Consider the following 12,023-nt stretch of genomic DNA (forward strand, 5'->3'; position numbering starts at 1 on the left):
TGTGCCGATTCCGATGAAGCCGCCCCATTGTTCCGAGATGATTGCGCCCCTTGATTCCGGGATGATCTCGCCCCCTGTTTAATGGGGTCTGCAGGCGATAATTGTTGTCAGTTCATTCAGACGAAGTGTCAAGCTTTGCGCGGCAGGTTTCGGCGCAGACTGTCGCCGCTCAAATCAATGCGATGGGCGTTGTGAATGAGACGATCCAGGATGGCATCAGCGTAAGTCGGGTCTCCTATGACGCCGTGCCATGCCGATACGGGGAGTTGGCTGGTAATGATGGTTGATCGGCGGCCGTAGCGATCCTCCAGGATTTCGAGGAGGTCGTGCCGCGCTTGTTCGTTGAGTGGTTCGAGACCCCAATCATCCAGGATCAGGACTTGAACATGTCCCAGGGTCCGTTGCAGCCGAGCATACCTGCCGTCGCCGCGAGCGAGCGCGAGCTGCGCAAACAGCCTTGGGACACGCTGATAGAGAACGGATCGATCGTCACGGCAAGCCTTGTGGCCGAGCGCACAGGCTAACCAGCTCTTTCCGACGCCCGAGGGTCCGCAAATGGCCAGATTGTCATGAGCGTTGATCCAGTCGCCGCCGAGCAGCTTCATGAAGAGCGCGCGATCAAGGCCGCGCTCGCTGCGGTAATCGACGTCTTCCGGCGTCGCCTGATGGCGCAGCTTGGCGAACCTGAGGCGTGCGGCAAGCTTGCGATCGTAGCGGGAACTCCATTCCCGTTCGAGCAGCAGTCCGAGCCACTCAGCGTGCGAGAGATGTTCGGCTTCGCCGTTGGTGACGAGCTCCCCAAAGGCCTTTGCCATGCCGGCCAGGCCCATGGAATTGAGTTTATCGAGTGTTGGATGCGCAAGCATTGTCGGTTCTCCTTAGTGGTAATAGCGAGGTCCGCGGATGTTTTCGTGATGGATAGGCTCATGCGAGGCTGGTCCATTGGTGGAGGCAGCGCGATCGAGATGATTGTCGAGAATGGAGCGTACTGAACCGTAGGTCCGGGCCCCAATCTCCAGCGCACGGCTGCAAGCAGCGTTCACTCTGTCGCGGCCAAAGCTTTTGTTCAGGCGGATAATCCCCATGCAGGCTCGAAAGCCCTGCTCCGGGTGCGGCCTGTCGGCGAGGATCTTCTCGCATAGCAACGCAACCTCCGGCCCGACGGAAGAGGCCTCGCGTTGAATGCGTTCGATCGTCCAGTCGGCAAAGCGGCGGTGGGCTGAGGGCATGTGATCGGGGATCGTGGTGTGTTTGCCATTGCCGCTGGAACGACGATGGGCGGCTATTCGCTCGCCTTTGTGGAAGATCTCGATCGTATTGGCGGTGATGCGCGCCTCAACCTGCTCGCGAGCAAAGCGATAGGGGACGGAGTAATAATGCCGCTCGATTTCGACGTGGTAATCCAATCCAGCCCGCCGGATACGCCATTCTGCAAAGACGTAGCGTTCGACGGGCAATGGACTTAAAGCCGGCCGGTCGAGCTCTTCGAACAATTGGCGGCGGGTGACGCCAACCCGGCGCAGGACACGCTTGTCGTTGAGATCATATAGCAAGTCGGCGATCGCCGCATTGACCTCGACCAGGCTGTAGAAGATGCGATGGCGAAGGCGACCCAGCAGCCAACGCTCGACGATACGAACCGCAGCTTCCACTTTCGCCTTGTCACGGGGGCGTCTCGGCCGCGTCGGTAGGACCGCGCTACCGTAATGGGCTGCCATCGCACAATACGTCCGGTTGACCTGGGGATCGAAGTGGCACGCCTTGATGATCGCCACCTTGGCATTGTCAGGAACCAGCAACGCCGGCGCACCGCCGAAGAACTCCAGCGCCTGGATATGGCATTCGATCCAGTCGGGAAGCGTCTCGCTCCAGCGCGCATGTGCATAGGAAAGGCTCGACGCGCCCATAACCGCCACGAACAGGTGAGCCTGTCGTGTCTTGCCGGACAACCGATCGACAACGACCGTAACCGTGTCGCCCGCATAATCGACGAACAGCTTGTCGCCGGCCGCGTGATCCTGCCGCATCGTCACCGGCAGCTTCAACGCCCAGCCGCGATACAGGTCGCAGTAGCGACTATAGCGATATCCATCCGGATGAAGACCGATGTATTCATCCCACAGGATCTGCAGCGTCATATGCTTGCGCTTCAGCTCGCGATGGACCTGCGCCCAATCCGGCTCCGGAGCGCGGCGGTGTCCTATCTTCGTCCCAGCCGCTTTATAAAGCGCCGCCTCCAGGACCGTATCGCTGACGTCGTCACCCAAAGGCCACGACAACCCGGCAACCGCCGCGCGCCGTAGCGTCTCGCGCACCGTCGAGGGCGCAGTCCCAACCCGCACCGCAATCGACTTGTGCCCAAGTCCTTGCTCAAAGCGATATCTCAATATCTCGCGGACACGCCGCATCTCCACTCTCTCCGCAGGCATCCCGTTCCTTCCTCGTCAACGTCCAAGGAAGAAACTTCACACCGGCAGACCACCCTTGCCAGATGCCCGCCAAAGGGGGCGCAATCATCTCGGAATAAGGGGGCGACTATTTCTCGGAATTGGGGGGCGACATCATTTCGGAATCAGGGGGCGGATTGCCTCGGAATTTGCAGAAAGCAGTGATCAATGAAATCAAAGGACTCGACAGCACCGGTGCGAACAAGCAACCGGTGCCGGCGCTGTTCGGGTTGAATCTGCAGTCCGTGAGCGTTGGGCAGAAATTGCCGAAAGCTGGGCCTGGCGATGAGACCGGTCTGATCGGCGGTTATGCAGACGCCAACGGCATGCCCAACAACGGGCTGGGAGTGCAACTCGATTATGTCGATCACGCTTTGGGCGAATTGGTCAGCGCCTTGCACGACAATAAGCTCGACGACACGACGCTCGTTGTTATTGCGTCAAAACACGGCCAGTCGCCAATCGATCCGTCGAAGTTCCAGCCGACTGACGAGGATCCCTACACAAAAATGCCGGGCTATGCGTTCCACATCGCTGACGATGCATCGTTGATCTGGCTGAAGCCGGAAGAGCGGGCAAAAGCGCTGACCGCCGCAACCGAGTATCTGAACGATCAAGGCAAGGCGCTCGGCATCGGCCAATTGTTGACCAGCAATCAGGTCGCGCTCGCGTACCAGGATCCGGCCAGCGATACGCGCGCGCCTGATTTCATCGTGACCGTGAACCCTGGCGTGGTCTATACGGGCGGCAAGAAAATCGCCGAACACGGCGGCAGCAATGCCAATGACCGCAGCGTGGCGCTGCTTCTGAGCAATCCGTCCATTCCGCCACGGACGATCACGGCGCTGGTGCAGACGACACAAGTGGCGCCGACTATTCTGCAGGCTCTCGGCTATGACCCGAAGGAATTGCAGTCGGTTCAGAAAGAAGCGACGCAGGCACTGCCCGGCACGCCGTTCTGATACTTTGCTGCAGGGTTTCTTCTCCCCGCAATGCGGGGAGAAGGTGCATTGAATGGGCGAATGAGAGCACCGTCGACTCAAATGGGCGGCGGGGAGGCCTTCCGTAGATTTGTGTCGCATTGCCAAAGAAAAGCCGCCGGCTGGTGAGGCCGGCGGCGCGCTTGTGGTGGCTTTGGTAATTGGTGGCCTGCCGCGTGCAGGACCTGACAACGTCAGCGGCGCATCGCGTCTTGTGCCCGACGCACATCCTTTAGCATCTTTTTTTGCCAGGCCTCCCGGCGCCAATAGGGTATGCCAGGTCGACTTATCTCTTCTGGGAAAGCAGTCTGCCAAGCCGTAATCGGTGCCCCTTCCTGATTGTCGTACGCTTCCAGAATCCATTCTGGCTTAACCCAGCCAAAGTAAATCCACCATGTCGCTGCTGAAGCGCCATCCGCTTTCTCAAGGGCGCGCCGTGTCTTGGCCGACACATTTATCGGTGACCAGTCCGTCCATCGGACTAACTTTACATCACCGTCGGGAATTCCGACTGTCAGCCGCACCCTCTTTTTATCAAGCCCTGCGCCTTCGAGTCCATGTCCATTCGCGTCCGCAGTATCCGTGAACCACACGCCAATTCGTCCAGCCGTGGAGTCGAGATCGGTGGGTACATCCCCTACCGTTATCCCACACCTAGCAATCCCTCTGAGCATTTCCGCTCCGGTGAAGTGATATAGTATCAAGATTTCCTCCATGCCGAACAGATTGAGCAGACCTATATCGCTTCGGCGCTAGTTATGCCACGACCGAGCGGAAGCCCAACGGATCTATAACGCCGGCCGGCGCGCTGCTGTTGTGGGCGCAGGTAGTGATCGCGCCGGCCATTGGTGCGATGGAGCCCACGGCTGGATTCGAACCAGCGTGATCCGCTACGGCTACTGAGGTAGAAGCTCAGACCGATACGTGGGCAAATTTTGTGACGGTTATTGCCGCTGAAGGCCCGAGATATGCCCGTACCAGCAGTCAGGCTCCCCGAAAATCTCAAGCGATTCGCCATTTCGAAACCGGGCCAGATCCGCCAACGCTCCGAATACCGCTGCCGGCTCATCAGCCATCAAGCCGTGGGGACATTCGATCAGCGCGGCAGCAAAACGGAACTTGTTCGCAATATCCGCCTCGCTCGTCACTGGAGCCGCTATGATTGCCTTAGAGATGAGCATGCTTGCTTCTGTAAGCGCGCTCATAGCCTCATCTGGCATTGGACAGAATTCCGCGCCGAGAGCGTCTATTGCTGCATGAAGGCCGATCATGCGGCCGATATAGGATTCGGTAACCATGATCTGTGTCATTTCAGTACCCTCGTTGCCGTCAATCGATTTTCGATATACATAGCGATAAACGACATCCACCTTGACAGCAAGCGAAAATCGCTAGCATTAGCTATTATTGGAGAAAGTGCCTATGCTGACACCATCCCAATGCCGCGCTGCCAGGGCGCTCCTAGATTGGTCGCAACAGAACTTGGCCGAATATTCAAAGATCGGTAACGCGACCATCCGAAACTTTGAGGGCGGTAAATCCGTGCCTCAGCATGCCACTCTCGATGTTCTGAGAAGATGCTTCGAGGCTGGCGGTGTCCTCTTCATTGATCAGAACGGTAATGGCCCCGGCGTGCGGTTGCGGGATCGGACTTGATTGTCACTGGCAATACTATAGACACCCTCGAAGAACGCGACTGCCGTTAGTTTTAGAACGGGGTCGGGCGGCCGATTGACGTCACGCTGCTGCCACGAGATCACGTGGCCGTTCTCTAACCTCTTCAGCGTAAACGGCTTGACCGCCTTATCGCCGCGCAATAGTTTCCATCTGCGGCCCACCAATCCGCGAAAGCATCCCGTCCACCACCGGGGCAACGTCGATCGGCATTCGTGCCGGGTGGCAATTGCTGTTCTCGTGTTGGAGCCTTTATTGGTCATCAAGCTTATCAGAAGAAAAGACTCTCCCAACTGGTGGCTCCGTGGGTCGATACGGGGAATTTCGGTTTATGAAAGCACCGGAATTACCGACCGGGACGCTGCTGAACTCATCCTCACCGTTCGCAGCAAAGAGGTGCTCGACGAGAGCATCTTCGGAAAGAAGGTCAACGCCACGTTTGATCAAGCCGCGGAGTCATATTTGAAGGCCGGCGGATCACCGAGATTCTTGCCCGCGCTCCGCAAGCAATTCGGCACGAGACATCTCCGAAAACTCCGCCAGAACGACCTCGATGCGGCTGCGTTGAAGCTTCTCGCAAATGCATCGCCAGAAACGCGAAATCGCCAATGTTACACACCGTTCATTGCGGTCTGGAATCATGCGGTAAGAAACGATTGGGCTGATGTTCGGCAATGGTCGCGTCCACGCAGGACAAAGGGAACGACACGCCGTCGCGAGGAGATCCGAAGCGGCAATCGACCCGTCCCGTATGAGCGCGCTGCGCAATTCGTGGCCGCCATGGCCCCCGCTCCAGCCATGGTAATGACCGCCTTATTCTACACCGGCATGCGACCGATCGAGCTCTTTGCGTTGGAAATGAAAGACGTCGACGTGGCCGGCAGGTGGATCATTATTCGCAGCAGCAAAATAGGTGAACCTCGGGGCGTGCCCATGCATGACTTTCTTGTTCCGCTGTTCGAGGCTCTCCTGGCCCGGAAGGATCGCATCCAGAAAGTATTTCGCACCTTCAAGGGGCAACCCTACACAATCTGTGCGGAAAGCGGCGGCCAACTGAGCAATGGCATCGTTGGTGCGCGGAAGCGCCTTGCCAAGAAGGGGGTCGATATAACCGACGTGTCTCCCTACACCGGCCGCCATTCCTGCTCGACAGGGCTTGTTGTCGCCGGCGTTCATCCGCACATCAAGGATCAGATCCTTGGCCATGCCGTGGATAGCATGTCCCGCCGCTATACTAACGTCCCGCAAGCACCCTTGATTGAGGCCATCAATAAGCTGCCGGTGCCCGACGCTTGGCGCGCGATACCGTGGTGGGAAGATCCACTTGTCTATAGCCGGCGACATGTGAAATGGGGTCGAGATAGATGACCGACCCGCTCTCAAAACTCCCGATGTTCGCCACCGACCGAGAGATTGCCATTGCCATCGTGGGCAAGGAAAGAGCCTCCATGTACGTAAAGGCCGTCATCCCGCAGCTTGAGCGGAAGGGATTTCCAAGGATTGATCCGCTCCATGATGGCCGCCCGGTTCCGTTAGTCCGGAAGTTTTACGATGGATATTTCGGCATCACGGCCGGCTTTCTAGCCGTTGCGCCAGATGGTGAGGAGAACTTGGGCGCGTGGAAACCGAAGCGCGAGAGCCGTGATAAGCGCAAACCCCAGCTAGGTCTCGATGGCCGCAGTCAGAAAGCTCTGCTCTACATGGTAGCTCATCCCGATGCGCGAACACACGGTGCTATCCCTGAGGCAGGCCCGACCACAATGAACCGTTTGGCCGAAAAAGGTGTGATCGTTGCTGGGAAGAAAGACCACGACGGCGACATCGTGTGGACGGTCACGGACGCCGGCATTGAAGAAGCGAAGCGCATCGAGTTTTGGTACTACGAGAAGTCGTTATGAAAAACGAAGTCTGGATTCAGAAGTCAGCGCAATATTATGCCCGCTTCACCGAACCGTTGGATCCTGATCAGGGCTGGCGCGTTGAGGACGTGCAGCTTGCCTTCATGGCTGGAGCTCGTGAACAACCTATTCGCCGACTGCTGCCGATCGACGAAGTCGCCGAGCTCCTGGCGACCTCCGTTTCGACGATCCGCGATCTGATCCGCCACGGCGAGCTTGTTTATGTCAAAGTTGGTCGAGGCGCAGAGCGAAATCATGTGGCGATCGCGCCCGAGGAAATAGAGAGCTTCCTAAAGCGCCATTCCAAAAGGGATTTCACATCGAGCGGACCGTCTACCGCACGGCAATCGGCGCGGAAAACTAAGCTCCAGTTGTCAATCGAGCGGGCGACTGCAAACGATGGCTATTTTTCAGCTCAACGGGCCGCACGGCTGGCCGAGGCGAAGGCGAGAAAGAAGAAATGACCGACCAACCACGCCTCATCGGACGTAAGGAAGCCGCCGCGTATCTGGGCATTGCCGAATCGACATTCTCAATGTGGGTGGCGACTTACAAAATGCCTCAATGCATTCCTGGCACGCGAAAGTGGGATAAGCGCGCAATCGACGCGAAGCTCGATGAGATCAGCGGTCTTGGTGTGAATGACAGCGAAGATCCGTACGACAAATGGATGCGAGAGAACTCGTAAATTGGCGTTGCCTTGCGCATTTAGCGCGTTGCGCAACCTGAATCGGAGCCAGTAAAAAAAAACTGTGGAGCATTGTCGTCAAAAGCGAAATTTGACGTGGGAAAAGGGGCGATTCCCTTGCGATCTGATGGAGAAGTCTGCTCTCCTAGAGATCCTGGCAGCGGGGAATGCGGCTTGCCTGCAAGCTGATACCGCACTCTCCCGCGCTAGGTGGCTCCTCGGTGGCGAGATCAGCGCGAATGCTGGTCTCGCCGACAGCCAAAAAAACACTGCTACAAGTAAACTAGTAGCGCAATGCCAAAGTGCTGGTTATCCAAGATCGCGGATTTTTATCCGCATGGAGGCAGGTGCATGAGCGACGATATTGTCCCCTTCAAATGTCCGTCATGCGGCGGTGAGCAGTTCATGGCTGCACAGGAAATCAGATCCTACCAAGACTTCATCGGTGCCGTCTGCAATGATTGAGAGGCGTGCAATCGCAGATGACGATATCAAGAAGCATGGTATCGCACTCCCAAAAAAGGCACATGAAATCGGCCTATGAGACGAGCGATAAGCAACTGCAAATTCGAGGATTTCCCGTGACGCACAGAAAATGGAGCAAGGCGGTCACGATCGCGCTTGAGAGCCCGGATGACTGGGTGGTCATCGACACGACTCAAGCAGCCTCCTGGGCGCTCATTGAAGATTGGCCACTTGAGGAAGCCCCCGCGCTGGACCGTGCCCTGTCCGCCTGCGCTGACGTGATCAGCGGCAAGCGAACCCCAGAGGATGCTCGTTGGGCGTTCATCAATGCGGTCAAAGAGGCCAAGATACCTATGAAGGAGGACTGAGGCAGCATTTCCCCTGCCGCAGATGCCTCATTGATGCGGAATTTTCCGGCGTCCGCCTTGCCACATCTTCTTCCCGCTCGCGGCGCGTTCGAGAACTTCGGTACGGACGGGCTCAGGGGTGGAAGGAGCGTAGAGGGCTGTAGGAGGCAGATTCCGCACGCTACGGAATGTCAATCACTCCCTAGACGAGTCCCGCCACGCCCGCTCGAACGGCAGGCGCCAGGCATGCGGGGCTATGAGCTGATGGATCGACTTCGGACCCCAGCCACCCTGATCGTAAAGTCGCACCGGCGGCGGGTTTTCCAGCAGTTGCTGGGAGACTTCCCATAGTCGCTCGATGCCTTCGGCTGTGGTGAACAGCGTGTGGTCACCACGCATGGCGTCGAGGATCAGGCGCTCGTAAGCTTCCAGAACCTCGCCGATCATACCGGTTTCACTCATCGCAAATTGCAACGAGAGCTTGTCGAGACGGAAGCCAGGGCCTGGGCGCTTGCCATAGAAGGACAGCGATACCTTGGAGGCGTCGGCAAGGTCAAATGTCAGATGGTCCGGCCCTTGCGCGCCCACGCCAGAGCCCGCCGGGAACATCGATTTCGGCGGCTCACGGAAGGCGATCGAGATAATGCGTTGTCCCTCGGCGAGGCGCTTGCCTGTGCGCAGAAAAAAGGGCACGCCCGCCCAGCGCCAGTTATCAATGGCACATTTGAGGGCGATGAACGTGTCCGTGTCGCTCTCCGGATCAACCCCCGGCTCTTTTCGGTAGCCGATATACTGTCCGCGTACTACATCACGCGGTTCAATCGGCAACATGGAGCGGAACACCTTGTTCTTCTCCTCTGAGATTGGTGCCGGTTCGAGGGCAGTAGGCGGCTCCATCGCCATGAAGGCGAGGATCTGGAAAAGGTGGGTTACCACCATGTCGCGATAGGCGCCCGTCGTCTCGTAAAAGGCGGCGCGGGTTGAAAGACCTAACGTCTCCGGCACGTCGATCTGCACGTGGTCGATGAAATTTCGGTTCCAGATGGGTTCGAACAGGCCATTGGCGAAGCGGAAGGCTAGAATGTTCTGTGCCGGTTCCTTGCCAAGGAAGTGGTCGATACGAAAAATCTGTTTCTCGTCAAACACCTCGTGAAGTTTCCTGTTCAGCTCCACGGCGCTGGCAAGGTCCGTGCCGAACGGTTTTTCCATGATGATGCGACAACGTTCTACGAGCCCGGCCTCAGCAAGGAGCTGTACAGCTGGAAGCGCGGCATTTGGCGGAACGGATAGATAATGCACACGCCTTGTCTCTGGTCCCAGCGCCTCCTCGGCCCTGTTAACAGCTTCCTTGAGCACACTCGCGCCGGCAGAAAGGGAGACGTAGTCCAACGATGCAGAGAAAGCCTCCCATTCGGCCTGCGTGAACTTGCGTGTCAGGAAATTGTCTAACGACTCGCGGGCGATGGTGCGGAAACCGTCAACGTCGATATCATCAAGCGAGACGCCTACGATGCGGCAGCCTGGAATAAAGCCGGCCTTGACCAGGTGGAACAGCCCAGGCAGCAGTTTACGCCGGGAAAGATCTCCCGTTGCGCCGACGAGAATGACGACTTGAGGATAGCCGGGGCCGACCCGTGTGGAATTCTTGCGCAAAATATCTGTCCCGGATTCATCATCTATACCCTGCGCGTGGAAGGAAACCACGACGCCGCTATCCCAGCAGCGCCTCGAAGCAGCTGCCCTCCCGCGTGACCCAGTCGCATAAACCTTCATCGCATATGAGCTCGAATACAGGCATGGATTACAAGGGCGGTCAAGGGACGGAAGCAGCCCGCGTCGAAGAGTAAACGTCGGTTCCGCAGAGGCTCAACTTCTTGAGATGTAACGCTCGCCGGCCGCACTTTTACGGTGCAATCGTGATCCTGGTGGCTCGCACTCAAACAACCCTGCGCCCGGACGGCTGGACACTCACGTCTGCGGACGGCGCTGCAACAGCCATCTATCGGCAGCCTGCCAAGTGCGAGCGTTGTCGTTGTTGGCGACGCCGTTATACTGTTTGGGCAAATGGGTCGTAACCGAGCTCGGCTCGATGTTGCTCTGTGAGCGCTGCTGACACCGTGAGACAACCAAGAATATGACCTACGCATTCTGGTCATGGCGCCATTACCCGGCGGCCATCCAAATTGAAGCTTCACACATCCTAGGTCGCTGGCCGGCGACTTCTCGACGTCGCGATTGCCCGCCTCAATTGAAGAGGATCACCACCCTTTGGCGAATTCTGGCCATCGACATTCGCTCGCTGTTCGGCAATGATCTCTACAAAAAGGGATTTCCCAATGAGGCGCGTTCTTTCATGCCTGCTTGCGAGCATTGTTACCACGACAATTGCCCATTCTGACGATAGATTGGCTTCTGAGCCTTATGAAAAAACTGGCGTCGTCAACTGCGCTCTGCCTGGGACCGTCATAGAATTCGGTCTGAACGGCTCTGGTGGCGCAATAGTATCGAGGGCATCAAGTAACTATGCTCCGTTTCAAAAGGCGGCAAAAATCAAAACCTGGGCGGCAACGACAGTCGCGAAGGATGGCGTGAGGATGCTCATCCTAGATAACCTCAACAAGACCCGGATCATGGTTAGGCTGCCGGATGGCAAGGGGATGGCCTTTACCAATCCCGAGGGCGTATCTGATATACTCTGCCAGATCCTCGTCACGCCAGATTGAAAAACCCTAGCCGACCGTATCCATTAGCGAAGTTTCTTCATCGACACTCGCGTGAACTATAAGCAATGATGGCTTTCCATCGCCAAGGGGGGCATTGTTATGCGTATCTCATCGTTTGGAGTCGCTGTGCTGGCAGTATTGATCTCAGCAATCCCGAGTTCCGCGCTCACTTATAGAGAACTTTCGAAATTTCCTATAGAGATGAAAGCCGCATATATTGCTGGCATGGGAGAAGGCTATTCGTGGTCGAATGTCGCGGCTCAGAGTCGTGGCGATGCAGCAATATATTGTCCGCCACAAAAGCTTGGTATCTCTGGCAGTCAATATGTAAAGCTTCTGGATGACTACATCGCAGATAAAACGCACTATAGGTCGGATTTTTCACCGCCAGATTCTGAAGTAGCATTCGTCCTTTATCTCGCACTTCTCGACGCCTTTCCGTGTCAACGTTGAGTTTAGAAATTGCCGGCAGTGCACAGGTAAAACTGGATCGTGCGGTCACTCTCGCCTCTCAATCTAAATTTCACACGAGACACCCCGATCACGCTTTCGCTCTGTCTCACACCAACGAGGCAAAGCTCCCCTTGTCAGCGCTTTGCTCAGTCAACGATTTTCGGTGGCAGATTCAAACGCCCTCGACACCTTCAGCCGGCTATCCCAATTCGCGAGGAGCTGGCGCGCGATCTCGCCGCTCTCGGTAAAGGTGACGTTCTCCGCATTATCAGGAACGCCCTTCAGGGTGAAGTAAGCAAAGGCCTCTATGGAAAGCTCGGTGATTGCAGTCACTGCCAGCAAGCCCTT

At 57.0% G+C, this 12,023-nt stretch carries 13 protein-coding genes and 1 tRNA gene; 8 read left to right on the forward strand and 6 right to left on the reverse strand.

The window, feature by feature from the left end; genetic code table 11:
- Window positions 1-128: 128 nt before the first annotated feature.
- Entirely contained in the window at window positions 129-866 is a 738-nt protein-coding gene (gene istB / locus QD409_RS18180) for an IS21-like element helper ATPase IstB (RefSeq protein ID WP_092856877.1), read from the reverse strand.
- A 12-nt stretch (window positions 867-878) separates the two neighbouring features.
- Window positions 879-2,408, reverse strand: a complete 1,530-nt coding sequence (istA, locus tag QD409_RS18185) for an IS21 family transposase (RefSeq protein WP_430763349.1) — start codon at window positions 2,406-2,408, stop codon at window positions 879-881.
- A 140-nt stretch (window positions 2,409-2,548) separates the two neighbouring features.
- Between istA and QD409_RS18190 the strand changes: the two genes are divergently transcribed.
- Entirely contained in the window at window positions 2,549-3,409 is an 861-nt protein-coding gene (locus QD409_RS18190; protein WP_430763277.1) for an alkaline phosphatase family protein, read from the forward strand.
- An 872-nt stretch (window positions 3,410-4,281) separates the two neighbouring features.
- Here QD409_RS18190 and QD409_RS18195 read toward each other — a convergent pair.
- Both QD409_RS18195 and QD409_RS18200 read right to left on the reverse strand, forming a co-directional pair.
- Window positions 4,282-4,357: transfer RNA gene (locus tag QD409_RS18195), tRNA-OTHER, on the reverse strand.
- A 14-nt stretch (window positions 4,358-4,371) separates the two neighbouring features.
- Window positions 4,372-4,737 carry a hypothetical protein gene (locus tag QD409_RS18200; protein ID WP_430763278.1) on the reverse strand — a complete coding sequence of 122 codons (366 nt, stop codon included), beginning with the start codon at window positions 4,735-4,737 and terminating at the stop codon, window positions 4,372-4,374.
- A 619-nt stretch (window positions 4,738-5,356) separates the two neighbouring features.
- On the opposite strand from QD409_RS18200, the gene QD409_RS18205 reads away from it, so the two are divergent.
- The 5 genes from QD409_RS18205 to QD409_RS18225 all read left to right on the forward strand — a co-directional run bounded on the left by QD409_RS18205 (window position 5,357) and on the right by QD409_RS18225 (window position 8,520).
- Window positions 5,357-6,469, forward strand: a complete 1,113-nt coding sequence (locus tag QD409_RS18205; RefSeq protein ID WP_430763279.1) for a tyrosine-type recombinase/integrase — start codon at window positions 5,357-5,359, stop codon at window positions 6,467-6,469.
- Window positions 6,466-6,999 (forward strand): hypothetical protein, encoded by a 534-nt coding sequence (locus QD409_RS18210; RefSeq protein WP_430763280.1) that lies wholly within the window; start codon window positions 6,466-6,468, stop codon window positions 6,997-6,999. The genes QD409_RS18205 and QD409_RS18210 overlap by 4 nt, the downstream gene beginning before the upstream one ends.
- A complete protein-coding gene (locus tag QD409_RS18215) occupies window positions 6,996-7,463 on the forward strand; it encodes a helix-turn-helix domain-containing protein (protein WP_430763281.1) in 468 nt (155 codons plus the stop codon). Before QD409_RS18210 ends, QD409_RS18215 begins: the two co-directional genes overlap by 4 nt.
- Entirely contained in the window at window positions 7,460-7,687 is a 228-nt protein-coding gene (locus QD409_RS18220; protein WP_430763282.1) for a helix-turn-helix transcriptional regulator, read from the forward strand. Before QD409_RS18215 ends, QD409_RS18220 begins: the two co-directional genes overlap by 4 nt.
- Before the next feature lie 581 nt (window positions 7,688-8,268).
- Window positions 8,269-8,520: a DUF982 domain-containing protein gene (locus QD409_RS18225; protein ID WP_430763350.1), complete on the forward strand. Its 252-nt coding sequence runs from the start codon at window positions 8,269-8,271 to the stop codon at window positions 8,518-8,520.
- Window positions 8,521-8,694: 174 nt separating this feature from the next.
- On the opposite strand, the gene zwf is transcribed toward QD409_RS18225, so the two are convergent.
- On the reverse strand, window positions 8,695-10,155 hold the full coding sequence (gene zwf, locus QD409_RS18230; RefSeq protein ID WP_430763351.1) for a glucose-6-phosphate dehydrogenase: 1,461 nt from the start codon (window positions 10,153-10,155) through the stop codon (window positions 8,695-8,697).
- 680 nt (window positions 10,156-10,835) lie between these two features.
- On the opposite strand from zwf, the gene QD409_RS18235 reads away from it, so the two are divergent.
- Together QD409_RS18235 and QD409_RS18240 are read left to right on the forward strand one after the other, a co-directional pair.
- Window positions 10,836-11,222, forward strand: coding sequence for a hypothetical protein (locus QD409_RS18235; RefSeq protein WP_430763283.1), 387 nt, complete (start codon window positions 10,836-10,838; stop codon window positions 11,220-11,222).
- Window positions 11,223-11,321: 99 nt separating this feature from the next.
- The gene (locus QD409_RS18240) at window positions 11,322-11,675 is read left to right on the forward strand and encodes a hypothetical protein (RefSeq protein WP_430763284.1); all 354 of its coding nucleotides are present in this window, start codon (window positions 11,322-11,324) and stop codon (window positions 11,673-11,675) included.
- A gap of 150 nt (window positions 11,676-11,825) precedes the next feature.
- On the opposite strand, the gene QD409_RS18245 is transcribed toward QD409_RS18240, so the two are convergent.
- Complete coding sequence (locus QD409_RS18245; protein WP_430763285.1) at window positions 11,826-12,017, reverse strand: hypothetical protein; 192 nt, start codon at window positions 12,015-12,017, stop codon at window positions 11,826-11,828.
- Window positions 12,018-12,023: the final 6 nt, after the last annotated feature.

Source organism: Rhizobium sp. BR 315 (assembly GCF_050577975.1).
In the GTDB taxonomy this organism is placed as follows: Bacteria; Pseudomonadota; Alphaproteobacteria; order Rhizobiales; family Rhizobiaceae; genus Rhizobium; species Rhizobium miluonense.

Excerpts from the sequence above, each read along its gene's own strand:
- istA (WP_430763349.1), bottom strand. The coding sequence starts at position 2,408 with ATGCGGCGTGTCCGCGAGATATTGAGATATCGCTTTGAGCAAGGACTT.
- QD409_RS18210 (WP_430763280.1), top strand. The coding sequence starts at position 6,466 with ATGACCGACCCGCTCTCAAAACTCCCGATGTTCGCCACCGACCGAGAG.
- QD409_RS18215 (WP_430763281.1), top strand. The coding sequence starts at position 6,996 with ATGAAAAACGAAGTCTGGATTCAGAAGTCAGCGCAATATTATGCCCGC.
- istB (WP_092856877.1), bottom strand. The coding sequence starts at position 866 with ATGCTTGCGCATCCAACACTCGATAAACTCAATTCCATGGGCCTGGCC.
- QD409_RS18200 (WP_430763278.1), bottom strand. The coding sequence starts at position 4,737 with ATGACACAGATCATGGTTACCGAATCCTATATCGGCCGCATGATCGGC.
- QD409_RS18235 (WP_430763283.1), top strand. The coding sequence starts at position 10,836 with ATGAGGCGCGTTCTTTCATGCCTGCTTGCGAGCATTGTTACCACGACA.
- QD409_RS18240 (WP_430763284.1), top strand. The coding sequence starts at position 11,322 with ATGCGTATCTCATCGTTTGGAGTCGCTGTGCTGGCAGTATTGATCTCA.
- QD409_RS18220 (WP_430763282.1), top strand. The coding sequence starts at position 7,460 with ATGACCGACCAACCACGCCTCATCGGACGTAAGGAAGCCGCCGCGTAT.